Source organism: Rhodothermales bacterium (genome assembly GCA_017643395.1).
Classification (GTDB): domain Bacteria; phylum Bacteroidota; class Rhodothermia; order Rhodothermales; family UBA10348; genus JABDJZ01.
In genome coordinates this window covers 1,010,105-1,036,842 of record JAEPNP010000001.1, presented here as the reverse complement: position 1 = coordinate 1,036,842, position 26,738 = coordinate 1,010,105, and the positions used below count along the sequence as shown (strand labels likewise).

28 protein-coding genes and 4 tRNA genes are annotated in these 26,738 nt (G+C 62.4%); 18 read left to right on the top strand and 14 right to left on the bottom strand.

Annotated elements, in window-relative coordinates; genetic code table 11:
* The 11 genes from JJ896_04120 (at position 1) to JJ896_04070 (ending at position 6,365) form a co-directional block, all read left to right on the top strand.
* Positions 1-1,266 carry an ABC transporter permease gene (locus tag JJ896_04120; GenBank protein MBO6778819.1) on the top strand — a complete coding sequence of 422 codons (1,266 nt, stop codon included), beginning with the start codon at positions 1-3 and terminating at the stop codon, positions 1,264-1,266.
* Between the two features lie 154 nt (positions 1,267-1,420).
* Positions 1,421-1,657, top strand: a complete 237-nt coding sequence (gene rpmB / locus JJ896_04115; GenBank protein ID MBO6778818.1) for a 50S ribosomal protein L28 — start codon at positions 1,421-1,423, stop codon at positions 1,655-1,657.
* Positions 1,658-1,665: 8 nt separating this feature from the next.
* On the top strand, positions 1,666-1,836 hold the full coding sequence (gene rpmG, locus JJ896_04110) for a 50S ribosomal protein L33 (protein ID MBO6778817.1): 171 nt from the start codon (positions 1,666-1,668) through the stop codon (positions 1,834-1,836).
* Between the two features lie 39 nt (positions 1,837-1,875).
* On the top strand, positions 1,876-2,046 hold the full coding sequence (locus JJ896_04105; protein MBO6778816.1) for a hypothetical protein: 171 nt from the start codon (positions 1,876-1,878) through the stop codon (positions 2,044-2,046).
* Positions 2,047-2,086: 40 nt separating this feature from the next.
* Positions 2,087-2,161 (top strand) — tRNA-Pro (locus JJ896_04100).
* A 19-nt stretch (positions 2,162-2,180) separates the two neighbouring features.
* Positions 2,181-2,254 (top strand) — tRNA-Arg (locus JJ896_04095).
* Between the two features lie 23 nt (positions 2,255-2,277).
* Positions 2,278-2,348, top strand: a tRNA-Cys gene (locus tag JJ896_04090).
* Between the two features lie 279 nt (positions 2,349-2,627).
* The gene (locus JJ896_04085; protein MBO6778815.1) at positions 2,628-3,386 is read left to right on the top strand and encodes a hypothetical protein; all 759 of its coding nucleotides are present in this window, start codon (positions 2,628-2,630) and stop codon (positions 3,384-3,386) included.
* On the top strand, positions 3,355-3,801 hold the full coding sequence (locus JJ896_04080) for a DUF3037 domain-containing protein (GenBank protein ID MBO6778814.1): 447 nt from the start codon (positions 3,355-3,357) through the stop codon (positions 3,799-3,801). Before JJ896_04085 ends, JJ896_04080 begins: the two co-directional genes overlap by 32 nt.
* 700 nt (positions 3,802-4,501) lie before the next feature.
* Entirely contained in the window at positions 4,502-4,672 is a 171-nt protein-coding gene (locus tag JJ896_04075) for a hypothetical protein (protein MBO6778813.1), read from the top strand.
* A gap of 694 nt (positions 4,673-5,366) precedes the next feature.
* Positions 5,367-6,365, top strand: coding sequence for a hypothetical protein (locus tag JJ896_04070; protein MBO6778812.1), 999 nt, complete (start codon positions 5,367-5,369; stop codon positions 6,363-6,365).
* Here JJ896_04070 and JJ896_04065 read toward each other — a convergent pair.
* Positions 6,351-7,451, bottom strand: a complete 1,101-nt coding sequence (locus JJ896_04065) for an AI-2E family transporter (GenBank protein MBO6778811.1) — start codon at positions 7,449-7,451, stop codon at positions 6,351-6,353. The two genes, JJ896_04070 and JJ896_04065, sit on opposite strands and share 15 nt — an antisense overlap.
* 369 nt (positions 7,452-7,820) lie before the next feature.
* On the opposite strand from JJ896_04065, the gene JJ896_04060 reads away from it, so the two are divergent.
* On the top strand, positions 7,821-8,570 hold the full coding sequence (locus JJ896_04060) for a TerC family protein (GenBank protein MBO6778810.1): 750 nt from the start codon (positions 7,821-7,823) through the stop codon (positions 8,568-8,570).
* Between the two features lie 55 nt (positions 8,571-8,625).
* Here the strand turns inward: JJ896_04060 and dnaB are convergent, their stop codons facing one another.
* The 12 genes from dnaB to rplM all read right to left on the bottom strand — a co-directional run bounded on the left by dnaB (position 8,626) and on the right by rplM (position 18,889).
* A complete protein-coding gene (gene dnaB, locus JJ896_04055; protein MBO6778809.1) occupies positions 8,626-10,602 on the bottom strand; it encodes a replicative DNA helicase in 1,977 nt (658 codons plus the stop codon).
* Position 10,603: 1 nt separating this feature from the next.
* Positions 10,604-11,506 (bottom strand): hypothetical protein, encoded by a 903-nt coding sequence (locus JJ896_04050; GenBank protein MBO6778808.1) that lies wholly within the window; start codon positions 11,504-11,506, stop codon positions 10,604-10,606.
* A 143-nt stretch (positions 11,507-11,649) separates the two neighbouring features.
* Positions 11,650-12,864, bottom strand: a complete 1,215-nt coding sequence (gene coaBC / locus JJ896_04045; protein MBO6778807.1) for a bifunctional phosphopantothenoylcysteine decarboxylase/phosphopantothenate--cysteine ligase CoaBC — start codon at positions 12,862-12,864, stop codon at positions 11,650-11,652.
* Positions 12,861-13,454, bottom strand: a complete 594-nt coding sequence (gene gmk, locus JJ896_04040) for a guanylate kinase (GenBank protein MBO6778806.1) — start codon at positions 13,452-13,454, stop codon at positions 12,861-12,863. Before gmk ends, coaBC begins: the two co-directional genes overlap by 4 nt.
* Positions 13,444-14,328 (bottom strand): YicC family protein, encoded by an 885-nt coding sequence (locus tag JJ896_04035; protein ID MBO6778805.1) that lies wholly within the window; start codon positions 14,326-14,328, stop codon positions 13,444-13,446. Before JJ896_04035 ends, gmk begins: the two co-directional genes overlap by 11 nt.
* Positions 14,329-14,655: 327 nt before the next feature.
* Positions 14,656-14,742, bottom strand: a tRNA-Ser gene (locus JJ896_04030).
* Between the two features lie 60 nt (positions 14,743-14,802).
* A complete protein-coding gene (gene frr, locus JJ896_04025; GenBank protein ID MBO6778804.1) occupies positions 14,803-15,372 on the bottom strand; it encodes a ribosome recycling factor in 570 nt (189 codons plus the stop codon).
* A 2-nt stretch (positions 15,373-15,374) separates the two neighbouring features.
* A complete protein-coding gene (locus JJ896_04020) occupies positions 15,375-16,121 on the bottom strand; it encodes a UMP kinase (protein ID MBO6778803.1) in 747 nt (248 codons plus the stop codon).
* 128 nt (positions 16,122-16,249) lie between these two features.
* Positions 16,250-17,080, bottom strand: a complete 831-nt coding sequence (locus JJ896_04015; protein MBO6778802.1) for an elongation factor Ts — start codon at positions 17,078-17,080, stop codon at positions 16,250-16,252.
* 44 nt (positions 17,081-17,124) lie between these two features.
* On the bottom strand, positions 17,125-17,910 hold the full coding sequence (rpsB, locus tag JJ896_04010) for a 30S ribosomal protein S2 (protein ID MBO6778801.1): 786 nt from the start codon (positions 17,908-17,910) through the stop codon (positions 17,125-17,127).
* Between the two features lie 134 nt (positions 17,911-18,044).
* Positions 18,045-18,440, bottom strand: a complete 396-nt coding sequence (gene rpsI, locus JJ896_04005) for a 30S ribosomal protein S9 (GenBank protein ID MBO6778800.1) — start codon at positions 18,438-18,440, stop codon at positions 18,045-18,047.
* Positions 18,441-18,445: 5 nt separating this feature from the next.
* The gene (gene rplM, locus JJ896_04000; GenBank protein MBO6778799.1) at positions 18,446-18,889 is read right to left on the bottom strand and encodes a 50S ribosomal protein L13; all 444 of its coding nucleotides are present in this window, start codon (positions 18,887-18,889) and stop codon (positions 18,446-18,448) included.
* Positions 18,890-19,141: 252 nt separating this feature from the next.
* Here rplM and JJ896_03995 point away from each other — a divergent pair, with 252 nt between their 5' ends.
* The 6 genes from JJ896_03995 (at position 19,142) to JJ896_03970 (ending at position 25,480) form a co-directional block, all read left to right on the top strand.
* On the top strand, positions 19,142-19,816 hold the full coding sequence (locus tag JJ896_03995; protein ID MBO6778798.1) for a hypothetical protein: 675 nt from the start codon (positions 19,142-19,144) through the stop codon (positions 19,814-19,816).
* Entirely contained in the window at positions 19,813-20,556 is a 744-nt protein-coding gene (locus JJ896_03990) for a hypothetical protein (protein ID MBO6778797.1), read from the top strand. The genes JJ896_03995 and JJ896_03990 overlap by 4 nt, the downstream gene beginning before the upstream one ends.
* A 246-nt stretch (positions 20,557-20,802) precedes the next feature.
* Entirely contained in the window at positions 20,803-21,471 is a 669-nt protein-coding gene (locus JJ896_03985) for a hypothetical protein (GenBank protein MBO6778796.1), read from the top strand.
* A gap of 39 nt (positions 21,472-21,510) precedes the next feature.
* Entirely contained in the window at positions 21,511-23,256 is a 1,746-nt protein-coding gene (locus JJ896_03980; GenBank protein ID MBO6778795.1) for a hypothetical protein, read from the top strand.
* A gap of 72 nt (positions 23,257-23,328) precedes the next feature.
* Positions 23,329-23,964 (top strand): hypothetical protein, encoded by a 636-nt coding sequence (locus JJ896_03975; GenBank protein ID MBO6778794.1) that lies wholly within the window; start codon positions 23,329-23,331, stop codon positions 23,962-23,964.
* The gene (locus JJ896_03970; protein ID MBO6778793.1) at positions 23,951-25,480 is read left to right on the top strand and encodes a hypothetical protein; all 1,530 of its coding nucleotides are present in this window, start codon (positions 23,951-23,953) and stop codon (positions 25,478-25,480) included. Before JJ896_03975 ends, JJ896_03970 begins: the two co-directional genes overlap by 14 nt.
* On the opposite strand, the gene dnaN is transcribed toward JJ896_03970, so the two are convergent.
* The gene (gene dnaN, locus JJ896_03965) at positions 25,477-26,607 is read right to left on the bottom strand and encodes a DNA polymerase III subunit beta (GenBank protein MBO6778792.1); all 1,131 of its coding nucleotides are present in this window, start codon (positions 26,605-26,607) and stop codon (positions 25,477-25,479) included. The two genes, JJ896_03970 and dnaN, sit on opposite strands and share 4 nt — an antisense overlap.
* Positions 26,608-26,738 lie beyond the last annotated feature (131 nt).

Below are 26,738 nucleotides of genomic sequence, written 5' to 3'. Positions count from 1 at the left end.
GTGGACTTCCGGCTGCTGATTGCCAGGCGCTACCTGCTCGGACGCCGGTCGTTTTCGCTGATCACCAAGATCACCGGCATCTCCGTGGCGGGCGTGGCCGTCGGGGTGGCGGCCCTCATCGTGGTGCTCTCGGTGATGAACGGGTTCTTTACGTTTGTAAGGGACATGCTGGTGTCGCTGGATCCGCACGTGCGTGTGGTCAGCGCCGGGGAGCGGGGATTCGAGGCCAGGGACAGTCTGCTGGTGGCGATTGAAGACGTGGAAGGCGTGGTGTCGGCCTCGCCGTACATCGAGGGCAAGGCGCTGCTGGCGTATGACTCCGAGGACGGGTTCAACAAGGTGGTCATCGTACGTGGCGTGGACTCGGATCGCGATCCAACCCTGGGTCAGGCGGTGGCGTCCACAGGATTCGGCACGAACAATCTGAGTCGTGTGGAGGGTCGCCCCGGAGTTGTGCTTGGTCGGCGTCTCGGTGAGCGACTGGTTCTGACCCCGGCCGGAGGGGACCGGGAGGCGAGCAGGGTCTCGCTGCTCTCGGCAAACGCGCTGGAGCGCACGCTGACTCGGGTGCTGGGTCCGCCACAGATCGCGACGTTTGAGGTGCGCGGTCTCTATGAGTTGGAGGCCGTGTACGACGAGAGTTTCGTTTTTGTAGACCTCGCGGAGTGCCAGCGCATGTTTCGCATGGGCCGTCGGGTGCACGGCGTCGATGTGCGGCTTGACGACATCGAACATGCGGGCCGGGTGCAGGCCGCTCTGCAGGAGTCGCTGGACCCGGACGAGTTTGAGGTGCAGACCTGGTACGACCTGCAGGAATCGCTCTATGCCGTGATGCGACTGGAGAAGTGGGGGGCGATGGCCGTGCTGGCGCTGATCATAGTCGTGGCGGCGTTCAACATCGTGGGTTCACTCACCATGATTGTGGTGGAGAAGCGCCGGGATATCGGGGTGCTACGGGCGATGGGCGTCTCGGCGGCCGATGTGCGCAAGATCTTTCTGGCGGACGGGCTGCTGATCGGACTCTTCGGCGGGGGAATCGGCCTTGCACTTGGCCTGGGGCTGTCCCTGCTCCAGCAGCGCTATCAGTTCGTGCCCATGATGGGTGCGGACTCATTCCTCATCGATTCCTATCCGGTGTCGATCGAACTGCTGGATGTGGCGGCCATTTCTGCGATGGCCATTGCGCTGTGTGTGCTCGCCTCAGTGTATCCATCGACGCGCGCGGCGAAGATGGAGCCGGCGCGGGCGGTGGCGTTGGACGTCTGAGGGCGGCTGGCGGCCGCCCAAAACCGGCCCGCTTCACCAATTCTACCCGCCCTCTCGGTTTCATAGGCGGATCTGTCGCCGTATTTTCTTGGTTCTGTAGGCGCGTCATTACGAGGTGTGTGACGCGCCCCTACCACCACCGAACGAAATCACGATGGCACGCAAAGATCAGCTGACCGGCAAGGGTCCCGTAGCCGGCAACCACGTGTCTCACGCCCATAACAAGGCGAAGCGTCGCTTCGAGGTGAACCTGCAGAAGAAGCGGTTCTACGTCCCGGAGGAAGATCGCTGGGTCACGCTGCGCGTGTCCGCCCAGACGATCAAGACGATCAACAAGAAGGGCATTTCCGCCGTGCTTGCCGATGCGCGCAAGAACGGCGTCAACGTGTGAGCTAAACCATGGCGAAGTCCAAAGACGTACGCATCAAGGTCATCCTGGACTGTACTGAGGCTCCGGGCACGTCCCGCTACTCGACGATGAAGAACCGGCGCAACACCACCGGTCGTCTCGAGCTGAAGAAGTACAATCCGGTGCTGAAGAAGCACACCCTGCACCGGGAGACCAAGTAATCCACGTCGGGCCCCCGTACCGACAACAGGAGATAGAAGATGGCAAAGAAACAGTCATTCGGCGACAAGGTCCTGCGGCAGAAGGCCGAGGCCAAGCGCATGGCAAAGGTCGTCGTGGCCGAGCGCAAGGAGAACGGACACATCCGTTTCCGCGCCAAAATGGTCGACGTCAACGACGTCAAGGAAGAACTCAAAGCCGCCAAGGCCTGACGCTTCCCGGGCTCCGCGGCGCCAGCTGCGGTCCAGCCTTCGGGGTGTGGCGCAGCCCGGTTAGCGCGCCTGCTTTGGGAGCAGGAGGCCGTGAGTTCGAATCTCACCACCCCGACCCCGTTCTTTCCCATCCTGCGCCCGTAGCTCAACTGGATAGAGCAGCGGACTTCTAATCCGCAGGTTGCAGGTTCGAGTCCTGCCGGGCGTGCCGAGCGTCCGGCCAGACGCATTGGCGACGTGGCCGAGTGGCTAGGCAAGGGTCTGCAAAACCCTGTACGGCGGTTCGAGTCCGCCCGTCGCCTCCCAGGCAAAGGTGGTCCTTTGCCAAGGCCCCTTGCCCCAACGGGTGAGGGGCTTTTTCTCTACTGCCCGAGTCGACTAATCGATGGCGTGGAATGGCGGGCCAATATTCCGCATGGCAGCGAATCGCCAGCGCGCGCACATGGATTCCGCTGGCTTATTCCACTTTCGAGCGGGACCAGGGGCCTCGTACGTGGAATTCAGGCACCTCATTCCTTTCACCGCACCGCGCGACCGAACAATGAGTCGGGACCTGTGGCCGAGGAGGGCGTTGGTCAACCATGCGCACGGTCACCGTCACCCGCTATGTCTCCCCCCTCCGCGAAGGCGGCTCCCTGCCAGCCATTGTAGAGGCGGACGACGACGGGATGTACGTGCTCAAGTTCCGGGGCGCCGGTCAGGGACCGCGTGCGCTGGTGGCGGAGCTGATTGCCGGAGAACTGGCGCGAGCCGCAGGACTCCCGGTGCCGGAAATCGTGTTTGCCGAGTTGGATCCGGTGCTGGCGCGCACCGAGCCCGACCCCGAAATCCAGGATCTCATCCGGGCCAGCGGGGGGCTCAATCTGGCGATGGACTATCTGCCGGGCTCCCTGGCCTTTGATCCGGTCGTGCACACGCCGGCCACCGATCTGGCCTCACGCACGGTATGGTTTGACGCGTACGTCTCGAACATCGACCGCACGGCGCGCAACACCAACATGCTGATGTGGCACGGCAACTTGTGGCTGATCGACCACGGGGCCGCGCTGTACATGCACCATGGGGGCGATCCGATTTCGCCGCGGGCGGCCGAACGCTTCCCGATGATCAACAACCACGTGCTATTGCCCTGGGCAGGCGAACTCGAGGCTGCCTCGAAGGCCATGACCGAAGCACTGACGGCGAGTGTCATCGAACAGGTCATCGCCCGCATCCCGCACGCCTGGCTGGACGACCCGGACCTCAGGCGTCAGGACTATACGAAGTACCTGATCGACCGCCTTGCCGAACCCCAACATTTCCTGGAGGATGCCCTCCGCGCCCGCGATGCACTCGTATGACTATGCGACCATACGGCTGGTGCCCCAGGTGGAGCGGGAGGAGTTCATCAACGTGGGCGTCATTCTCTTCTGCAAGGAGAAGGCGTTCTGTCGCGCGGCCATAGAGCTGGATGAGGAGCGGACAAGGCTGCTATTCCCGGCTGTGGAACTGCCCGCCGTGCGTTCCTACCTGGACGCGATCCCGCGAATCTGCGAGGGTGGCGAGGCCGCAGGACCCTTGGGAGCGCTGCCCGTCCGGGAACGATTCCTCATGCTTGTCGCACCACGGAGCACCATGGTACAGCCGTCACCGGTGCATACCGGATTGACCGACGACCCCGCCGCTACGCTGGAGCGGCTGATGGATCAGATGGTGCGTCAGTTTCCCCAAGCCCTGTCGCGCGAAAACACCCGAGCCCAAAAAAAAGAGCAATAATGACTATTGACCTCACAGGATTGATACAAGATGATTGGCCTGTCTCAACAGTTCCCGAATCATGAAGCCCATTCGACCGAAATCCCTCAGGTTCCGGACACGTCCTGAGGGAAGAACTCCTCCCAATCCCCAGGACATGGTGGCCAGCAGAGGCCCATCCTCTGGTGAATTCGAGACTGATGCCGGCTCGGACTACAAAGACAGACTACTCAGCCTCTTACCCGCCGAGCCCGTGGCGGGGTTCTTGGCGATCAACGGTCTCCTTGCTGGTAAGGTGGTGGCTCCGCTTTTGGATTGGGGGGTCCTTCTAATTCTCGGAATTCTGACGGTGGCCTACGCACGGCATTCACGTTTCCCGCCACGTCAAATCCTCGTGGTACTTGTCGCATTCCTTGTCTGGGTGTTCGCGATCGGAGGGCCGTTCGAACGGCAACTTTCCACGGCATACGATCCGCTATACGGTTCGATTGCACTAATACTGTTTACCGTTTCCGCCCCACTGCTGGACCAACAGTGGTATAATGGTATGCCGCACCCTATCAACGGGGAGGAAGATGACAATGAACGAGTCGGTCCTTGACTCTCCTAGCATACGGTCGATATCATATTAGAGGATTCTTTTTGGTCCTCTCCGCAACAAACGGTATTGTGGCCGTTTTATTTGTTGTTGGACAACAACATCGTTTCCTCTACGGAACCCATGGCCAAGAAGAAAAAGACTCAGCCCGAGGTTGTCGACCTGAATCTAAAGGTGGTTTCGGTCGGCAAGGCCAATGAGCTTCTTCAAAAGCTCAAGAAAGAGCACGCGAAGTCGGAGAGCCCAACTAGGCGGGTCTCTTCTTCGATGCTTGATGCCATGGTTAGTGTCTAGTTCCGTCGAGAGTCGTTTCGGCGTCGTTGACTTCAGTGTCAAGGCGGTAGTCGACCTTCTTCTTGGCGGGACCGAAAAGCAAGCACGGGTAAAGGCGACCGGAGTGGCAGGGTACATTGGAAAGTACCTAGAGACTCTTGGTGCACAATCGATCCTCGTTGAGCCGGACTATACTGACGGCGGTTTCTTGGAGGACTACGTGCTCTATTATGCCCGTTGTCATTTTCCATACGAGCGCCGCTGCCGTCGTCTTCACTTCTTCGACGAGCAGATAGATGAGACTGCGTATCACGAATACCTTTACGGCCGACCACAAGCAGCGAGTCTCTTGTCTGAAGACTCGTACTTGGGGTTTGTCGTCGCTCGGCCCCTTCCGTTAGCACCGGTCGGCCGAACAGTCTTGGCACCCTATCCGCCCCAGGGCCCGGAGGATAGCCGAAGGTCGTTTAGAGTTGGCCGAACATATCGGGCGCATCTAGCCGGCTCAGACCTCGACATTCAGCACGCGCTTGCGTTCCAACAGCAAGACAAGGTCACGGCAGCATGTGCGACAGTCGCACTTTGGTCGGCCTTCCAAGGGCTGGGGCAGAAATTCGGATTTCAGGCACCCCGTCCCAGCATCATAACGTCTGTTGCGACTGGGGAAGTCTCCGAGTCACGAGCAGTACCGACGGGTGGTCTTACGGTTCGTCAAATGGTACACGCCATTAGAGAGTTCGGGCACTCCGTGGAGGTGTACTGGCCCGGCGAGATTACCTTGTCTCTGCTCAGGGCCTATCTGGACTACGGCATACCAGCCGTCTTGACCTTCCGAATTGTTCGAACAGGAGGGACATCCGTAGACCTAGCGGACTACGATGGTGAGACTCTGGAGCAGGTGGTTGCAAACAGCGGCGGCGCGGATTCGGAGGCGGAGCATACGGTGACCAACGGTCCGCCGCACCGCTCTTTTTCGCAGGAACCCCTGCACGCGGTCACCTTTTGCGGTTACCGCACAGTTGGAAAAGCTGAGGGCGAATCGCCGATGTCGCCTCAAGAGCGGTCGCTTGGGCTTGGGGGAGGCAAAGTGGCCCGGCTCTTTGGACATGATGACCAAGTTGGTCCCTACGCTAGGCATATTCCCCTCAAGGGCGGCGCAGCAGCACCCTTACATCTTACCGGAACTTGGACTGCGGAGGACCATCAATGCGGTGTCCGGCTGCCAGGCCAGCAGAAGAGCTACCTCCCACTAATCCCTCATCTGCTGCTCGTTCCCATGTACAGCAAGATCAGGGTCAGGTACACGGCCATTGAGAGTTGGACCGTCATGATTGACCAGGCGGTGCGGGCATCACTGTTCTTGGAGGATGAGAATGACACTTCTTGGGAAATTGAGCTTACAGATAGCTCCAACTATAAACGCGAAGTAGCGAGATCATCTCATCTCGACGAAAAGGTCCGTGCCAACCTCCTTGAGGAGAATCTTCCGCGATTCCTTTGGGTTGCCCGCTTAAGCGTTAAAAAGGCCCGCTCAGCGGAATTGATATATGACGCCACCGATATCGATGAGCACGACTCACTCGAACATGTTCTGTGGGAGCGAGAAGAGGTTAGGGGAATTCTGTCACAGCAGATCAACAGCGGACTGGATGTGGGCTTACCGAAGGCGGTGGTCGACAAGCTGTTAGGAAATGCAGACTCATTCAGTGGCTAGACTCTCAGTCAGGCGCTCGGGTTCTCTGTCGGGTGCAGGCGGCAGCCACTCTTCGAACACCTCACCATAAAGCTCCCAAACGGCCAGAAACAGGGCCACTACGATGGGCCCCAGGATGAATCCGACGGCGCCGAAGAGGAAGATGCCTCCCAGCGTGCCGACCAGCACCAGAAGGTCCGGGAGTTTCGTGTCCTTGCCCACGAGTGCGGGCCGCAGGAAGTTGTCCACGGACCCGGCCACGATGCCGCACCACGCGCCGACGCCGATGGCCGCCGCGGTCTGGCCCGAAACGGCGAGATAGGCGACAGCAGGTATCCAGACGAGGGCGGATCCGATGGCAGGCACAATGGAGAGCACCACCATGACCGCCGTCCAGAAGGCCCAGCCGGGAACGCCAGCCACCCAAAAGGAAGCACCAGCAAGCGCCCCCTGGATAACACCAATGACCAGACTGCCCTTCAGTACTGCGCGGGTCACGGTGACGAATTTGTCGACCAGCTCAAGCTCCACCTCGCTGGGCAGCGGGATGTAGTAGAGCACCCGGTTTAGGATGCTGCGTCCTGCTGTCAGGAAGAAGTACATCGAGTACAACATCACGAACAGCATGAGAAAGAAGTTGGCCGTACCGCGCGTGAAGTCCACCACGCTATCGGCCAGGAAGCTGCCTACCGTCGAAGCGAATTCGCCGAGTTTCGCCGCGATGTCCGTCTCACTGGGAATGGCGCTGCCAATCATGGGGATGTTGCGCACGTACTCCTCAATGAGGCGGGGCTGCTCGATCTGTGCCTCTATCCAGGGTCTCGCCGTCTGACTGACCTCGACCGCCTGGGCCACCACGATCCCAAGGAAAATGGCCAACGGGAGGCCTACGAGGATGAGCAGACCCACGATCGTCAATACCGCGGCGGTGCCTTCGCTCTTGATGCGGTCCCGCAATCGGCGGTAGATGGGCATCGCCATGCCGGAGAAAATGGCGGCCAGCAACAAGGCCACCAGGAAACTCCTGATCATCCAGACAAACACGAGCGATACGGCTCCAACGAGCAGCAGCACGGTGGCTCGTCTGAACTTTTCCTTGTCTTCCACGAGGGTGACGGGTTAAGCGGCGATTGGCGCGCCAAGCGGAGGTGAGGTGCGAGAAGCGGATCCCAACCTACGTGCTGCAGCGCGAACGTGTAACCGCGCGGGGCAAGTCCCCGTACGAATAACAGAACCCCACCCCCAGTACGGTGAAACTCGTCAAGATCCTTGCCTCCCTTCCGCTGGTCTCCTCGCTGCTCGTGCGGCGAAGCCTCATCGGAACCTGGCTGACACTCTGACCGAATCCGACATGTGGAAACGGTTGATGCGGGCCCTTAAGGCTCGGCTGCGAGGACTGTTCTCGTTCCGCTCGCCTGTCCGGTAGCGCGTCGCGGAACACGCGGTTAGATTCCGGGACCCAACTGCCCGGAAGCCGTGGACTGGATCACGACGCCTGAGGGCTGGATCGCCCTCCTGACGCTGACGTCCCTTGAGATTGTACTCGGGGTCGACAACATCATCTTCATCTCGATCCTCGCTGGAAAGCTGCCCGAAGAGCAGCAGCCTCGAGCACGGTTCATTGGTCTGGCCCTGGCGCTGATCGGTCGGGTAGGCCTTCTGCTTTCGCTGGCGTGGATCATGAAGCTCACCGCGCCTCTGTTTGAGGTACTGGGTGAGGCCATTTCCGGTCGGGACCTGATTCTGATTGGTGGAGGTGCCTTCCTGCTCGCCAAAAGCACCCACGAAATCCACAACAAGCTGGAGGGCCACGAGGGTGGGCACGCCGCGGCCGGCGTGGTGACCTTCCGCAGTGTGATCATTCAGATTCTGATCCTTGACCTTGTCTTCTCGCTCGACTCGGTGATCACGGCCGTCGGCATGGTCGATCAGGTGCCCATTATGATCACGGCCATCGTGATCGCCATCCTCTTTATGATGGTGAGCGCCAGGGCAGTCTCCGAGTTCATCGCCAAGCACCCGACGGTGAAGATGTTGGCGCTTGCCTTCCTCCTCATGGTGGGCGTTGCGCTTGTCGCCGAAGGCCTGGAATTCCACATTCCACGAGGCTACATCTATTTTGCGATGGCCTTTTCCGTGTTCGTGGAGATGCTCAATCTGCGCATGAAGAAGTCGAAGCTCGAACCGGTGGAGCTACGGGCGACGCCGAAAGCTTCGGACGCCTGACGGGCGAGCGGGCCGGGTGCCGGGCGTGCGGCCCGGCGGGCGTCGGCGCGAGATGCTAGAACGGCGGCGGCTCGTCGTAGCCTGCGCCGCCGGGTGATCCGTCTCCACCCATGGGCTCGTCTCCCGGAAGGCCGCCTCCAGGCACACCCTGGTAATACGAGTTCAGATTCTCGAACCGGGCAAACTGGTGGACGAATGCCAGGCGGATATCTCCAATCGGCCCGTTACGCTGCTTGCCGATGATGATCTCGGCCATGCCTTCGGTGGAGTTGCCGTTTTCGTCTACCGTAATGCCGTAGCGCTCGGCGCGGTATATGAAGCCGACGATATCGGCGTCTTGCTCGATGGAATTGTGGACCACGATATCGTTCGCGACGAAGTTGTGCGGACCCGGAACCGTCAGGTCGAACACTTGCTCAACGCCGTCCGGTTCGATCGATTGGATTTGGTCCCAATCGACATCGCGGTGAAGTCGCGCTGGCTGGTCGGGGTCGTTGCTCGCAGCTCCTGCCAGCTGTAGTAGCGTCGCGTGCTGCAGAAACTCGATGCTCGGAATGGCCAGCAGGTCCCCACCCCCCAGCTCATCCAGCCGCTTCCAGCCCTCGATGGTCAGAAACTTGTGATTGCCCGTCGCCCGAATCGTCTTTCCAAGTTTGGTTCTCAGCTTCAGGACCGGCTTGGTCCCGGTTGAGAACGCGTTGCTGACCACCGACTTGACCAGCTTTCCGGAGGGCTCATCGACCGCCCAGACTCTGAACCCGGACTTGCCAGCCAGTTCGCGGATCGGTATCCGTTCGCCGGTATCGGCCATTGCCACCAGACTCTCACCCGTAAGGCAACCCGATTCCCTCAGGTCTGACAGCTGCGGCCGCTTGTCCCCGCCACGCGTCTCCACGGCACGACTCAGCTGCGACAGCGCGATCACCGGCACGTCCAGCTCCTTTGCCAGCGCCTTCAGCGACCGCGAGATGTGCGCGATTTCCTGCTCGCGGTTGGCATTCTTGTTCGTCGTGGTCCCGTGCATGAGCTGCAGGTAATCCACGATGATGAGGCCGATGTCGTGCTCGGCCTTCAAGCGGCGACACTTGGCTCGAAGCTCGAGCACCGAGAGGCCCGGCGTGTCGTCAATAAATATCGGTGCCTCGGACAGTCGACCGGCGGCTCGCGCCATGCGCGGCCAATCATCGTCCCGCAGCCGACCGGTGCGGGCCGCCTGGGCATCCACCCTGGCTTCTGACGTCAGCATGCGCTGCGCCAGCTGCTGCGCGCTCATCTCCAGGCTGAAGATGGCCACGCCGACCGGCATCTTGGGATGCAGGGCAGCATTTCGTGCGCAGGACAGCGAGAATGCGGTTTTGCCCATCGATGGGCGGGCCGCCAGGATGATCAGATCCGACTTCTGCCAGCCGGAGGTCATCTGATCCAGCTTTGAGAACCCGCTCGGCACTCCGGTCACGCCGCCCTCGCGTCCGTGAATGGACTCGAGGCGGGTGAGCGTATCCTTGAGCACGTCCTTCATGGATGTGGCCGCGCGCCTCAGATTCGACTCCGAGATGCGGAAGATGTCGCCCTCGGCGGCATCCAGCAGTTCGAAGGCGTCAGAGCCGGGCTCGTACGCCTTGCCGATCAGATCACCGAGTGTGGTGATCATCTGCCTGAGCAGGCTCTTCTCGGCGATAATGCGCGCGTGGTACTCCACGTTCGCGGCATTCGCCACCTGTGCCGTCAGCTCGGTGATGTAGTAGGCGCCGCCGACGGCCTCCAGTTCCTCGCGGCGTTTGAGCTCATCCGTCACCGTGATGATGTCCACGGGATTGGTGCGCTCGAACAGGCTCAGGACCGCCTGGTAGATCTTGTTGTGCCGGTCCGTATAGAACGCGCCCGGCTCAATGATCTCGATGGCCCGCGGGATGGCATCCGGGTCGATGAGCATCGCGCCCAGCACGGCTTGTTCGACCTCGACGGCCTGCGGCGGAATGCGCCCCTCGGGTCCCTTGCGCGGGACCGGCAACATGGGATCAGGAGGCATCATGTCAGGCTCCCGCGGTGAGCTGATCATACTTCTCGCGCAGCAGCTGCACGTCCTCCCAGGTCGGACGCTTCCAGTTGGGATTGCGCAGGAGCGCGGCCGGGTGATACGTCACCAGCACCGGCAGGCCGTGGAAATCCTGAAACGTGCCCCGCATGCTCTTGAGCGATGCATTCCTGCCCAACAGCGAGTTCCCCGCCGTCTTGCCGACACAAAGCATCACTTTCGGCTGAATCAGGGCAATCTGCCGGTAGAGCACCGGAATGTGCGCGGCGACCTCGTCCGGCCGCGGATCCCGGTTGTTGGGTGGCCGGCTCTTGAGAATGTTTGCGATGTACACATCCTCGCGCTCGAACCCGATGGCGCCGAGGATCTTGGTCAAGAGCTGACCCGCCCGGCCCACGAACGGTTCGCCCTGCGCGTCCTCATCGGCGCCCGGCGCCTCACCGATCACCATGAGGTCCGCCTCGGGATTGCCGACGCCGAACACCGGATTCTTCCGCGTGTGGTCCAGCTCGATCAGTTCAGTCTCGGCCACGAAGGAGCGCAGCGCCTCCAGTGTATCGATCCGGGCGATGGGCGAGTCGGCCGGGATGAGCGCCGAAATGCGTTGGTATGGGTTCTCCACGGGCGATGGGCGCTGCGGCTCGGGTGCGGGCTCGGCGGCCGGGACGGGCCGTGGTTCGACGGCAGGGGGCCCCGGCGGAGCGGCAGATTTGGTGTCGGGCTCGGCCGTGCCGACGGGCCGTGCCGGCTGGGGCGGCGGCGGCTCGGACAGGGCCTGCTTCGGTGCGGCCGGCGGTGCCTCCGTTTCCACGGCAACCACCTCATCGCCCAGCAAATCAGTCTCTCCGTGGATGTCGATGTGTGCTTCCAGGGCGCTTTGAAGGACGAGAATCGGGTGCATTCGAGCGGCGTCAGACAGGCAAAACTAGGGCTCCTGAACGGCCATTTCGGAGCAAGAAAGACCCGGTTTGTCCCCACCGTTTCCCACAGGATATACACACCCTGTGACAGGGAATCGTCATACGGCAGCGCGGAGTGTCGCGTTCAGGCTTCCTGGGCCAATCCTGGCATGACCGCACCCAGAATCGCCAGGGCGACTTCCGACTTGGGCATCACCGGCAGCGGCTCAACCTGGCCGGCCTTGCCGAACAGGGTCACTTTGTTGGTACCGGGGCCGAACCCCGCCCCCTGTTCGGTGGGATTGTTGAGCACAATCCAGTCCACGTTCTTGCCGTGCAGCTTCTTGAGCGCACCTGACTGCGCATCGTCCGTCTCGAGCGCAAAGCCGACCAGGGTCTGGCCATCGTCGCGGCTCGCTCCAAGATCCTTCAGAATGTCCCGAGTCCGTTTCAGCCGCAGGACCATCTCGCCGTCCTTCTTCTTGATCTTGCCCGACGAGACTTCAGCAGGCGTGTAATCGGCGACTGCCGCCGCCATGATGATCACGTCTGCGCTTCTGCGCGCCATGACCGCATCATACATGTCGGCCGCACTCTCCACGTCAATGCGGTGCACTCCGTCCGGGGTCTCAAGCGCCGAGGGGCCGGACACCAGCGTGACTCGGCAGCCCAATCGTCGCGCGGACCGGGCGATTTCGAATCCCATCGCTCCGGAAGATCGGTTGGTCAGAAAACGAACCGGGTCCAGGGATTCGCGGGTGGGCCCGGCCGTCACCAGCACGCGCGGACCTTCCAGTTTGGGCGATGCCGCCTGTACCATGCCCACCGCCCGTGCGACAATGTCCCCGGGCTCGGGCAAGCGCCCCTTTCCGACGAGACCGCTGGCCAAGGGGCCTTCGGGAGCGTCCATGACCTCGACTCCCCGGCCCCGAAGCGTCTCGAGGTTGGCCTGGGTGGAGGCGTGCTCGTACATGTCGTGGTCCATGGCGGGGCAGACCAGCATGGGGCATCGCGCGGAAAGCGCGACGGCGGTGAGCATCGAGTCACACGCACCCGAGACGAGCTTGCTCAGCGTATTGGCGGTGGCCGGGGCTACAATCATGAGGTCGGCCCAGAGACCCAGGTGCACATGTCGGGTCCAGCTTCCGCTCTCGTTGGGCGGGAAGATCTCGATCATCACTTCCCGCTCGGACAGCGTGCCCAGGGTGAGCGGCGTGACAAAGCGGGTGGCATCGGGGGTCAGCAGGACCTGAACCTCCGCGCCCTCCTTGCGGAGAAGACGGACCAACTCAACCGACTTGTATGCGGCGATGCCGCCGGAAATGCCGACGATGAAGCGTTTGCCTTCGAGTTCGGTCATCGGTTCTTGGGGTCTCCGTCCAGAAACGACCGCACGAGGGCGATCGTTTCGGCAGCGGCATCGTCCAGGCGATCGTTCATCACGACGTGATCGAAATCATTGGCAGCGGCCAGCTCCATGGACGCGCGGTCGAGCCTCGTCGTCAGGTCCGCCTCGGTCTCGGTGCCCCGCATGCGCAGGCGCTCAGCCAGCACCTCCAGGCTGGGCGGCATGATGAACAGCGTCAGCGCCTCGTCTCCGAACATGGACTTGACGTTGCGCGCGCCGACGACCTCGATGTCAAGCAGGATCGGGGCCTCGGGCGTGGCCGCATCGACCGTGCTCTTGAGCGTTCCGTAGAACCTGTCCGGGTAGACTTCGACGTACTCGATCAGGCCGCCCGAGACCACCTGAGCACGGAATTCCGTGGGCGTCAGAAAATGGTAGTGCACGCCGTGCACTTCGCCCTCCCTCGGCGGCCGGGTGGTCGCGGAGACGGAAAAGGTCAGCTCAGGCACGGCGGCCATGAGTCGTCGCGCTACAGAAGTCTTGCCCCCGCCAGAGGGTGCCGTGAGCACGACGATGCGACCCCGGGGTCCGCTACTCGACATTTTCGATCTGCTCGCGCACCTTCTCCAGGTCCTCCTTCATGCCGACGACTACCTGGGCGATTTCCGCGTCGTTGGCCTTGGAGCCAATGGTATTCACCTCCCGGTTCATCTCCTGGGCGATGAAGTTCAGCTTGCGTCCGACGGGATCCGCAGACTGAAGGGCTTCGCGATAGGCCGCGAAGTGGGCCTCCAGGCGCACGATCTCCTCGGTGACGTCCAGACGGTCCGCCAGGAAGGCAATCTCTTGTTCGATGCGGTCCGGGTCGATACGCCCCTCTGCAATCAGTTCGTCCAGACGCTCACGGATGCGAATTCGGGCGGAGGGTATGCGCTCGGGGGCGAGGACCTTGACCTGCTGCAGAGCGGTCTCCATGGAGTCGGCGCGGCTTAGCAGTTCGGTTTGCAGGGCCTCGCCTTCGATAAGGCGCATGGCCTTCAGCTTATCAAGTGCTTCTTCGAGCGCTTCGGAGACCGGTGCCCAGAGTTCTTCGGGATCGACGTCGCTGCTGCTTTTGGCGACGAGCACGTCCTGGAAACGCAGCAGGTGGTCGAGGGTGATGGTTTCGTCCCGCAGGGCGGCGGCGCGGCTGACGTTTTCGAGAACCGTGCGATAGGCCTGGACGGCGGACTCGTTGACTTCGAGACCGATGTCTCCGGTGGCGATGCGGTCGAGTTGTACGTTCACCGTGATGCGGCCGCGGGAGAGGGCATCCTTGACCGTGCGCTGGATCTGGGGCTCGCGCTCGTTGAGTTCGCGAGGGCCGCGGATGGAAACCTCGCAGAAGCGGGAGTTGACGGCGCGGATCTCGACGGTGGCCTCGTAGGAGAGGTTGGAGGCGGAGCCGCGGCCGAAGCCGGTCATGGAGGAGATCATGGGGGCGAAGGTACGGGGTTTCGCGCTCTCTGCGGCGCTTCGCGCGCAGAATCGCTATCGGGCTCGTTGCGGGGGGTCGCTTCGCTCCCCCCGGCAACATTGCGTGGGGGACGCCGAGAGCTCCACAAGCGGCAGAGGCTCGCACGCTTCGCGTGCTTCGCTGGGATTACGCGCCTTTGGCGCGTGATCCCTTGGGGGGGAGGCGGCAACAAGTTTGGCCATCCGGCCTTTGGCCGGATCCAGCGTGGGGCCGGCACACTCGCTCGAGCAAGCTCGGCTCGGCCCCGGCCCCACGCTGGGGCGCGGAGCGCCTGGCCAAACTTGTTGCGGAGAGGGTGGGATTCGAACCCACGGTACCGTTGCCGGCACACACGCTTTCCAGGCGTGCCCCTTCAGCCACTCGGGCACCTCTCCGGGGTTGAGCGGCCAAGTATGCCGCTCGGTGACGGGGGTTTCGCTGGGAAACCGGCCCGTCTAGACTTCCATGATCTCTTCCTCTTTCTTGCCCAGGAGCACGTCCATGCGCTCGACATAGGAGTCCGTGAGCTTCTGCAGGCGATCCTCGGCCTCATAGAGCATGTCCTCGGGCAGGTTTTCCTCCTTCTGTGTGCTCTTGATCATGTCCTTGGAGTGCCGGCGCACGTTGCGGATGGCGACTTTGCCTTCCTCACAGCGTGCCTTTACGGCCTTAACCAGGTCCCGACGGCGCTCCTCGGACAGAGGGGGCACGGGTAGGCGGATCATTGACCCGTCATTGTTGGGGTTCAGGCCCAGGTTGGCCGAGATGATGGCGCGTTCGATTTCGCCCAGGGAGGCCTTGTCCCATGGTTGCACCACGATCAGGTCCGGCTGGGGGGCGCTGACGTTGGCCATCTGGTTGAGAGGAGTCTGGCTGCCGTAGTAGTCGACACGCACGCCTTCCAGCATGCTCGGCGTCGCGCGGCCGGCACGGATGGTGCGCAGCTCGTTTACCACATGGTCAAGCGTCTTGTCCATGTGCTCCTTGGCATCGTCCAGTACGAGAATGAGGTTTTCGTCCAGCATGGTCAGGCCTGTACAGGTTCCTCGTTTCGCTGCCAGTGCACCAGCGTGCCCTCCCGTTCTCCGGTGAGCACACGCATGAGATTGCCTGGCCGGTTCATGTTGAAGACAATAATCGGCATGGACGACTCCCGGCACAGCGTAAAGGCGGTCATATCCATCACCTTCAGGTTCTGGGCGATGACCTTGCTGCCGTGAATAACGTCGTAGCGCTCCGCAGAGGGGTCCTTTTCCGGGTCCGCCGAGAACACGCCGTCCACGCGCGTGCCCTTGAGAATCACGTCTGCATCTATCTCGAGCGCACGCAGGGCCGCGGCCGTATCGGTCGTGAAGTAGGGGTTTCCGGTGCCGGCACCGAAGATCACCACCCGTCCTTTTTCCAGGTGCCGGATGGCACGCCGGCGAATGAAGGGCTCGGCGATCTGCTCCATCTTGATGCTCGACTGCAGCCGGGTCTTCAGGCCGTGCTGGTCAAAGGCATCCTGCAACGCCATCGCGTTGATCATGGTGGCCAGCATCCCCATGTAGTCCGCATGGGACCGGGTCATACCGTCGGTGGCGTTGCTCACACCGCGAAAGATGTTACCGCCACCGATGACTACCGCCACCTCTGCACCTGCTCCAACGGCCTCTCGCACCTCGTCGGCGTACCGGGTCACGACCGACTGGTCGATGCCGTACTCCTTTTCTCCCAGCAGCGCCTCGCCGCTGAGCTTGAGAAGGATGCGTTTGTACTTGAGCGTGGAGTTCATCGGTGAGGCGTGTGGATCCGCGCGGGCCGCCGGCGCAAAGTCCGGCAATCTAGGGAGGGGGCCCGTTTCATTCAAAGAAAAGGGCGCCCCGGAGACCGGAGCGCCCTTTCGAAGACGGGGTGTGAGATTCAGCCGCCCAGGGCGAATCGCACATAACCGTGCACGTCGGCGTTGGCGCCCTTGAGCATTTCGCCCACCGTCTGGGAGGAGTCCTTGACGAACGGCTGCTCGACCAGCACGTGGTCCTTGTAGTAACGCTCCAGCTTACCGGTCGCGATGCGATCGATAATCTTCTCGGGCTTGCCTTCATTGAGGGCCGCCTCGCGAGCGATGCTCATTTCTTTCTCCTTGACCTCATCAGGCACCTCATCGCGATTGGTCGCGATCGGGTTGAGGGCGGCCACCTGCATGGCCACATCCCGGCCCGCGGCAGCAAGGTCCCCATCGCCCGTCATATTGACGAGCACGCCCAGCTTGGCGCCGGGGTGGATGTAGGAGACCACCTGGCCGGCGTCATTGGTCACGACTGCGAAACGACGGGCATCGATCTTCTCGCCGATCTTGCCGGTCATGCGCGTGATTGCTTCGCCGAGGGTCTCGCCGTCGCCGAAGTCGGCGGCCAGCAATGCATCCTGGTCCGCGGGTCGCTCAGCCAGCACGAGAGCGGCCACGGCGTCTGCGAAATCCTGGAAGTCCGAGTTGCGGGCCACGAAGTCCGTCTCGCAGTTCACTTCCACAAGGATGGCGGTCTTGCCGTCCCCGGTAGAAGCCGTCGCGATGACGCCCTCCTTGGCGTCGCGATCCGCACGCTTGGCGGCCACTTTCTGACCCTTCTTGCGCAGCAGATCGATGGCGGCATCGAAGTCGCCATTGGTTTCTGCGAGCGCCTTCTTGCAGTCCATCATGCCGACGCCGGTGACGTCGCGCAGACGTTTGACGTCCTTAGCAGAGATTGCCATGTCTGTCGAAATCTATATGGGCCCGGCCGGCCGGCCGGACAGGTTTATGCCTTGGCTTCTTCGGCCATCTGCTCCGCCTCAGCCTTGCGGGACTCCTTCTCCGCCTTGGCCGCTGCGTCCTGGATGTCCTTCTCCTTGGAGCCTTCGCTCACTGCGCTGGCGATCACGGAGGTGATGAGCTCGATGGAACGCTGGGCGTCATCGTTTGCCGGAATCGGGAAATCGACCACGTCCGGATCACAGTTCGTGTCCACGATGGCGATAATCGGAATTCCGAGGCGTTTGGCTTCCTTGACGGCGATGTGCTCGCGGTTGATGTCCACGATGAACAGGGCACCGGGCAGGCGGGCCATGTCCTGAATACCCGAGAGCACCTTCTCCAGCTTCTCGCGCTCGCGCCGCTTCATGAGGCGCTCCTTCTTCTTCAGCTGGTCCAGCGTTCCGTCATCCTCCATCTTGGCGAGATCCTCCATGCGGCGGATGCTCTTGCGGATGGTCTGGAAGTTGGTCAGCGTGCCGCCAAGCCAGCGCTCAACCACGTACGGGCTGCCGCACTCCTTGGCGTACTTCCGGATGATATCGCGCGCCTGCTTCTTGGTACCCGTGAACAGGATGCGCTTGCCACGCTTGGAGAACCTGGAGGCCGCGTTGGCTGCTGCGTCCAGGTACCGCTGGGTCTGGGTGAGATCGATGATGTGGATCCCGTTCCGCTCCATGAAGATGAAGGAGCGCATCTTGGGATTCCACCGACTCGTGAGGTGGCCGAAGTGTGTACCGGCCTTGAGCAGCGCGTCGATTTCGGCGCGATGCTGCGGAGTGGTTTCCGACATGCTTTCTGTTGGTTTTGTCCGCTGCAGCCGTCACGCGAACCCGGGAACCGGCTGAGCCGGCCACCCCCGAGCCCATCGGGCCGCATGAGTGATGAATTGAGACGGCGTGACCCGGCCGTCCCGGCGGGTGATTCCTAGCGCTTGGAGAACTGGAAGCGTTTGCGCGCTTTCGGCTGTCCATACTTCTTACGCTCGACCATGCGGGGGTCACGCGTCATGAAGCCGGCATCGCGCAGTGCTTTCCGGTGGTCCTCGTCCAGGTCGACCAGCGCACGGGCGACACCCATGCGGATGGCCTCTGCCTGGCCGGTGAGGCCGCCGCCTTTCACGTTCACCACGAGGTCGAACTGCCCGGACGTGCCGGTGACCTCAAAGGGAGACGTGATGGCGCGCTGACGCCACGCGAGCGGGAAGTAGGTGTTCAGATCCCGGTGGTTGATCTGGATCTTGCCTTTGCCGGGGCGCAGGTACACGCGGGCAACCGACGTCTTGCGTCGACCCACGGCCTGGTGCTGATTGATTGCTGCCATAGTGCTTATAGGGCCAGCGTTTCGGGCTGCTGGGCCTCATGGGGATGCTCGGACCCCGCGTAGGTTTTCAGCTTCTTGAGCATCTGCCGACCCAACGGGCCCTTGGGCAGCATACCCTTGACTGCGTTCTCGACGATAAAGGTGGGCTTGCGCTCACGGACTTCGCGAGGCGTGCGCGTGCGACCGCCACCGGGATACCCGGTGTGGCGGAAGTACTCCTTTGCCGTCTCCTTATTACCGGTGAACCGGACCTTGTCCGCGTTGATCACGACGACATAGTCACCGGTATCGACATGCGGAGTAAAGGTGGGCTTGTGCTTGCCGCGCAGAATCGAGGCCACCTTGGAGGCCAGGCGACCGACCACCTGGTTCTCGGCGTCGACCACGTACCATTTGCGGTCTACGTCCTGTGCCCGGGCACTGACTGTCTTGAATGAATTGACTTGCATGCGTGGAGGGCCGGCACGGGTACCGGCGTACTGCTTCCTTGATGCCCGACCTAAGGTCGGGAGATGCGGCGGTGGGAAATGCCGCAGCCTCGCAGAATACGAATCTCAGAGTCACTTCAGCAACCGAAACCGCCCGCAAGGCCGCGATACACGCCTTTGACACGCATGAGTTTGCAGAAATGGATGTTTGCCCGGGTTTCTTGATACATATTCCATGTCCGGGGCCTCTATAGCTGTGAGACCCGCCCCACCATGCGCTTCCAACGAACCCATCGCAAGAGCCTCGGAAGACTCGATGACCTCATCGCCCGTCTTCCATTCAGTCTGGATGACGGCGATGCGGTTGGTGACGTCTATGAGGAATGGCGACAGAAGCCCTCAGCCGGCCTGCAGCACCTCGTGGATTTGTGGACCTACTGCTATGTGCGGAGGTACTTCCTGATGAAGTTCATGCGCTCCTCCGTGCGTCACTCGTCCGGTGACCTGGACATGGTCGTAGAGCGCGCATTCCGCAAGATTGAGCAAGGCCGAGAGGCCATTTTGGACGGAAGGCGGTACCCTCGGTGGGTGATTGTGGTGTGCAGGAACACCTTTCTCAATTTTGTCGGTCGATATCCGGACCACATCTCGGTGGATCGCATCGCAGAGCCGTCAGGAGAGACAGACGTGGACCAGGTCCTGGATCATGCCATGCGCGCCACGGCGCTGGACGTGGCCATCGCGAGGTTGCCGACTTACCTGCGGATTCCGGTCCGGCTCCGAGTGGTGCAGGAACTGAGCTATGAGGTCATCTCCGAGCGCCTTGGGATGGGGATCGCCAGCGTACGCACGTACGTGCATCGAGGCCTTCAACGTCTCCGGCAGGACCGGGCGCTTAGAGAGGCCCTGGGTTATGAAACGCGGGCTCACGTGTCAAAGGGTTCATGACGGACCACCATCCCCACTGGCTGCTGACGGCGTTTCTGCCTGAAGAGGAGCAGGCCGAGTTGCGCGCAATGGCCGCCGGTCGCCCGGAGGCTGAGGCGGAGATAGCCGACTCCGAGCGCCTTCGGGAACGCCTGGACCGAGGGTTGGAGCTGGATCGAACCGAGGCAGTCGAACTGTTGGCGGTGCTGGTGGAGACATCGGGTTCGGTGCGACCCGGGTGGCAGGAACGCCTGCGCGACCGCATCCAGGCGGCGGTGCACCAGGAGGAACTCCGTCGGCTGGATCCGCCCGGCGCCGCGGAGGCACAATTCAACAGTCTCTCAGGCGGCACGCCAAGACGGCGGCGTCGGGCACTACCGGTCGCGGCAGCCCTGGCGCTTCTGATTCTGGCGCAGGGTGCGTTCAGCTCCTGGCAGAGTCGTGACATGCACGCCGTGTGGGAGCTGCACCGACTGGAGGGTCCCACCCGGGGCAGTTCCCAGAGTCCCCTGGAGCGCGCCCGAGGACTCATCCGGGACTCCAGAAGCACCACCCTGGGACTGTGGCCACGATATGACGAGGATCTGTTGTTGTCGGCGGAGGCCCAAATCCGTGACCTGACTGGCGAGCAGATTCGCCTGGAGCGGGCGAGAATCAAGGTGCTGCTCGGACGCCGTGAGCAGGCCGCACAGATTCTTCGCGGCATCCCTGCGGAACGGCTGCCGGCCGCCCTGCAAGCGGCGATTGCTCCCGCCTCCTAGTCGTTCAGGGCGCGAAACAGGCCGATTGCGCACTTGCGATGGCCCGCCCCGCCGTGGGGTCTCGCGTTCAAGACAAGGCTTTAAGTCGGGTACCTGCCCGACGATACACCCGACTCACCCCTTGTCTTCAGGACCGGCAGCCGCCAGTTCGTTAACAAAATAGTTTCGGTCCGCGCCAAACCCGGTTTGTGAGTGTTCTCCCTGAGGACTACCATGCCCGGGTCATCGCAGTCCGCATACGCTCCAATGAAACGTCTCTTGCTGGCCGCGATTGCGGCCATGATTACGCTGCCCGCAACCGCCCAGATAGGCGTCGCTGTGCGTGCCGGAACCCTGGGTCCGGGCGTGGAAGTGGCTTACAAGCTGAGTCCGAAACTGGCACTTCGCGCTACTGGCTCCACGTACACCTACACCACGACGGAAGAGCTCGATGAGGAGGTCACCGTCTCCTTCGACGCAGAAGCCACGGTCGGTGCCATCGGTGCTATCGTCGACTTCCACCCGTTCAACAACCTGATTCGCCTCTCCGGCGGCATCACCGTGAACCTGTTCGAGGTTTCCGGACAGGGAACGCCCACCGAGTCCTACTGCTTCGGCGACGAGGATGCGGGCGGAGTCTGTGACGGCAAGGTGTTTACGCCCCAGCGCATGGGGTCGATGGGCATGACGGTGTCCCATCCCAGCAGTGTGGCCCCCTACGTTGGACTCGGCTTCGGCCGGGTTGCCGGCACCAAGCGCGTCGGATTCCTGTTTGACGTGGGTACGCTCTACACGGGCTCTCCAGAAATCGATCTCGTGGCGGACGGCCTGTTGGCTCCGACCGCCTCCACCGACCAGGAAGCGACGCTCAATGAGGGCATCGAAAGCTTCCAGTGGTATCCGGTCGTCTCACTCGGCCTGGCCATCAGACTCTAACCCCTCGGAAAGCGCAGCAACGATTTAGCGACACACATCATGAAGAAGATTACTTCTACCGCGCTCGCCTTCCTGGTAGCCATCGGCCTTGCCGGTTGCGATTTCCAGGCCGCCGAGGACGCCTTCGACAACTTTGACATCATCATCGAGCTGGAGCCCATCAACACGGTGGTCAACGGCATCGTAACGGACAACGCAACCGGCGAACTGGTGGCCGCGCGTCTCAGCTTCTCCGGGTCAGGAGCGGGCACGGTCATTGACGCCTACTCGGATCCGCTGACGGAAATCAACGCCGAAGACGGCGTGGTCACATTCGGTATCCAGAATTCGGTGACACCCTCGGAAAGCGCTCCGGTCGAGATCACTGTGACGGCCGAGGCCGACGGATACTTTGACGAAACCGTAACCGTCGAGATCACCGAAACCGGGGACACCCAGTTCTCGGTAAGTCTCAACAGCGAGAATGTCACGGCCACGGCCGCACGCGGAACCGCGGTTGCGCAGGACAACAGCGGTTCCTCGGACGCATCCGGCAATGTGCAGCAGACGGTGACCGTGCAGACCCAGCAGTCCGCGCAGAGCACTGCAACAGCATCGGTTACCGTGCCTCAGGGTGCGCGCCCCCTCACCGCGGCGGGCACTCCACTGACGGGTCAGCTTACGACTGAGCTCAAGAGCTATGACTCGGCCACGGGCCTTCAGGCGCTTCCTGCCAAGGTGCGCCTGGGTGCCGACGGCTCCAATCAGGCCGTTGCTGGCGCGGCTTACTTCAAGCTCGTCGACCGCGCCGGCAATGTGGCCGTGACGGTTCAGCCTGCCAGTAGCGGTGGCGTGGCCTCGAAATCGGCCGGAGTCTGCGTCGGCGGAGCAACCATCACGATCCGCAATAGCGACCCTGCCCAGCGCGCGATCTACGATCTGATCGTCGCCAGTGGACAGGCTCTCTTTTTTGACGTGTTTGCCTTCACTCCGGCCGATGGACAGACCAATCAGGTCGGAACCGTTCAGGTCGAAGAAGACGGCGCGGGTCTGAAAGCGGACCTCTGCCTCGGTGGCGGAACCGGTTCGACCGGTGTGATTGACACAGGCGCGATTGGCAACCCCGCTGGCGGAATTTTCTTCAGCGTGCGTTTCCAGACCGCCTTGACGTCGTCCGGTCCGCTGGACCATAGCGTCACGTTCGCCGGAATCAGCGGTACCAAGAACATCGTACTCAACCTGATTGGCAACGGCATCAACCTCACCGCCACGAAGAGTATCCGGAACGGTAGTTACAAGCTGTCGACGCTGCTCAACGCCGGAGGGGACTACCGCGTGGTCAACAATACGACCTACACGCTGCGCGCCGTGTACTCCGGCTCGTCGGAAACCGTGGATGTGACCTTCGCGAGTCCGCTTACTGGCACCTCAAGTCTGACGATGCCGGCACTCTCCGACCTGTCCACCTACAACGTCGTGGCCGCCCTGGCATGCCCGGCCGGTCAGCAGTTTGAGGTGCAGATCACGAGTGGCAGCCTGGACGCAGTCAGCGCGTTCTACCGGATCGCCGGCGTCGGAGCGCCATGGACCGTGTTGCCCAAGAGTGCCATCACGAGCAAGGAGGCCACCGCAAACTCCATTCGGATCGCGGGCAGCCTGGACCTCAAGGCCAACACGCAGTATCGCTTCAAGGGCGTGCTCGGCAGCGATGCCGCAACGACGCTGGCCACCAGCCCGGCGGCCGGGCAGACCTTCAACATCACGCTCAGTGTCGACGAAGTCGGCATCGAGTGTGTGAGCGAATAACGGCTCCGCAAGCTTCAGCAAAACGCCCGGTCCCTCACAAGGGGCCGGGCGTTTTTGCGTTAGCTTGATCGCGTGAAACGTGTCGCGATCATTCTGGCACTCCTGTCTGCCGAAGCACCGGCGTTGGCGCAGGACCTGACCTTGGGCACGCGTGTGGGTACGACCGGTCCCGCGCTGGAACTGGCTTCGCGTGTGTCTTCACGCGTGGAGGTGCGACTCGGCGGCGCATGGCGGAAGGCGAACGAGCGCCGGACCGAAGAACCTATTTCTTTCTCGGGCGATGTGACGAGCGGCCTGGTCTGGATGCTGGCTGACCTGAAGCTGGTGTCCGGCCTGAATGCCTCGGCCGGGTTTACGTCGGCGCTCCGCCGCGGCACCCTTGTCGCTGAGGCCACGGACGCACTCGAAATTGCCGGCAGCAGGCTCAGTCCGAGTGAGCTGGGGCAAGCGACCTTCTCGGCCCGGTTTCCCGAGCGGCCTTCGCCGGTGGTCGGTCTCCGGTTCAAACATCCAGTCAGCCGTGCATTCGGCTTGACCGTCGATGCGCAGGTTGCCTACCTCGGCCGCCCGTCAGCTCATGCCGAGTCATCGGGTCGTCTGGCGCCAACAGCAGCCTGGGTTCACCACCTGGAGAACAGTCTGGCGGACCTCCGTTGGAGGCCCCTGCTGACGATAGGCGTGGAGGCTACGCTGTATGGGCAGGAGTAGCCGCCTGGCCGGGACCTTGCTCCTGGCGTTGATTGGGTGCGACCTGGCGTCCGTCCGCGACGCCTCGAGGGACGTGCAGCCCCTGATCTCCGCGGACTCGACATCGATCGTGATTGCCGGTCTGGTTTACGATGCGACCTCCGGTGAGCCGGTACCCGGCGCCGGACTGCGCATCGGTGGAGAGGCCGCTGAGGCCGCGCTCGATCTCTTTGGCAAACCGGTGGATCGTTTGGTTCTTGAGGCGGGCGCCGGGTCATTCGCGCTGGCCAACTCGGTTCAGCCCAGCCGGGACCGGCCGTTCGTTGTGCGCCTGACGGCAGTTGCACCGGGTTACCGTGCGAACGCGGCACGCCTGTCAGTCACCGACACGGGCGTCACCGAATTTCGCATCGCCCTTGATCCGGAGAACGGCTCGCTTGCCTCTGGCTTCAATTTCGCGATTCAGGTCGAGGGCCCTCTCGACGATACGCTCTCGGTGTCGCACCCTTCTGGATTTCTCAATCTGCGTCTGCCCGCCGGTCTTGCCTTTGGTACCGAGCAGTCCGCGCTGCTCACCGCTTCGCTTGCTCTCCCGTCTGAAGCCCTGTTCTCAGTTTTTCCGGGTGGAATGGCGGCGGGCGTGGATTCAGAGGAACAGGGGGCGGCGAGCCTGACGACGGGCGCCCTCGTGCGGCTCGAAGGCGTTCCGGCGTTCGCCGGGGACTCCATCGCGGTGCGCGCGGTGCTGGATCGCAACTTGCTCAGCCCATTGACCAACGAGCCGATTCGCAACGGGGATGTCGTGGACGTGCTGGAATGGCAAGGATCGGGCGGACTCTGGAGGCGCGAAGGGTCCACCCGCGTGCAGGTGACCGATGGCCGGCTGAGCGCGCGGTTTCATGCCAAACGGCCTACCACCTATTCGCTAGGGTACTTCACCACACAATGCGCACCGGGTCGGGTTTCCCTCAGGGGAAACACCGTTGGCGGCTCAGTCCTCGCATATCGCGGCATACCCGGGAGGGCTGACGGACAGAGAATCTGGCGATTTGGGCCGGAGCAGGAGGCGGTGGTCCTGCTTGACCCGCCGGACTTCTGGAGAGGACAGCTACAGGTGATGCATGGTGAAACCATCCTTGTGCAATCCTACGAGAGCCTCTGCGACGCAGACCTGGAGATCGACCTGGGTGCGGGAGTGCCTCCGGAGCCCTCTACCCTCACGCTCGAATTTGGCGCCTGCGCCCCGCTGAGGGTCACGGGGCTTCCTACGCTGGTGGGACTGTTGCTACCCGCTCGGACCGCCCCACTCACCGCGGTCGAGCGCAGTCGTCAGCCTCCGTACGTGCTGCAGCGGCCTGCGGTAGCTCGTGACGACATCGCCCGTGTCGAAGCCTTGACGCTGACCACGCCGGGGGGTGTGGAGGCCGGTAGCCTGGTCCTGGCGCTGGGTGGCGCCTCGGCCCGATTCCCCGTCGGGCGCGGGCAACAGGTGGTGCGCACTGCCGAATTCGGCGATGCGCTCAATCTCTGTTCCTAGGCGTACGTGTTCAGCATCACCGGCATGATGAGCATCATCATGCTCTCACCGTCCTTCTGCTCGAGCGGTGTGACCACGCCGGCGCGATTCGGGCTTGAAAACTCGAACAGCACCTCGTCGGCATCGATGTTCGAGAGCACCTCGGTGAGATAGACGGCATTGAAGCCGATCACCATCTCCTCGCCCTGGAACTCGGACTGAACCGTCTCATGTGCCTCGCTGGCACGCTCGATATCCTCCGCGGAGATCTTGACCGAGTCCGACCCAATGGCCAGCCGAATCTGGTTGGTCATGCTGGATGAGTACAGCGCCACACGTCGCACAGCCGCCAGCATCGCCTCGCGAGAGACCGTGAGCTGTTTCTCATTGTCGACCGGGATGACCGCCTGATAGTTCGGGTACGGCTCGTCGATCAGGCGGGCAAGCACACGCGAACGATCAAAGTCGAAGGCCACATAACCGCCATCGACGCTCACCGTGCAATCCCCGTCGCCGGCCACTTTTGCGGCCAGGGACATCGCTTTCTCCGGAACCACGAACTGGATGTCGCTTGCGCTGGTCATTTCCTCCAGGGACAGCTTGACCAGGCGGTGTCCGTCCGTTGCCACGGCTTTGCCGCCGTCGCCGCCAATCTGGAAGAAGATCCCCATCATGGCGGGGCGAAGCGCGTCTTTGCTGACGGCAAATCCAGTCTTCTGAATGGCGCGTTTGAGCAGCGTGCCCGTGGTTTCGATGCGGTCCGATTCAGTCAGTTCGGGCAGCGCGGGATAGTCAGCACCGTCGAACCCGACCATCTTGTAACGTCCCTGCTCGGTGGCAAGTGTCACGTTGAAGTCGCCGTCCGCCTCGAACGCCACCGGCACATCCGACAGGGCGCGCAGCGTATCGATCAGCCGCTTGGCCGGCACGGCTACACGATTCGGGCCTTCCGAGCCGGCGTTCTCGACCTTCAGATCCAGCTTCTGCCGGATGGAAATCTCCAGATCCGTGGCGCTGAGCCGCAGTGCCGAACCGTCCTGTTCAAACAGGATGCATTCCAGAATCGGCAGGGTGCTCTTGGAGGGCACGGCACCGTTTACGGTCTGCAGGGATCGAAGAAGCTCGGTACTTGAAGCGGTGAATCTCATGCGGCTTGGCCGGAGGCCGGATCTGGTCTGTTGAGGTACCCCTGAACGCCGAATCAGAGGCGGCGGACACCATCCGGAAAGGTACTGCACATATATCTGCTGTGCCCCTTGCCGAGGTGTGGAGGCGGCCG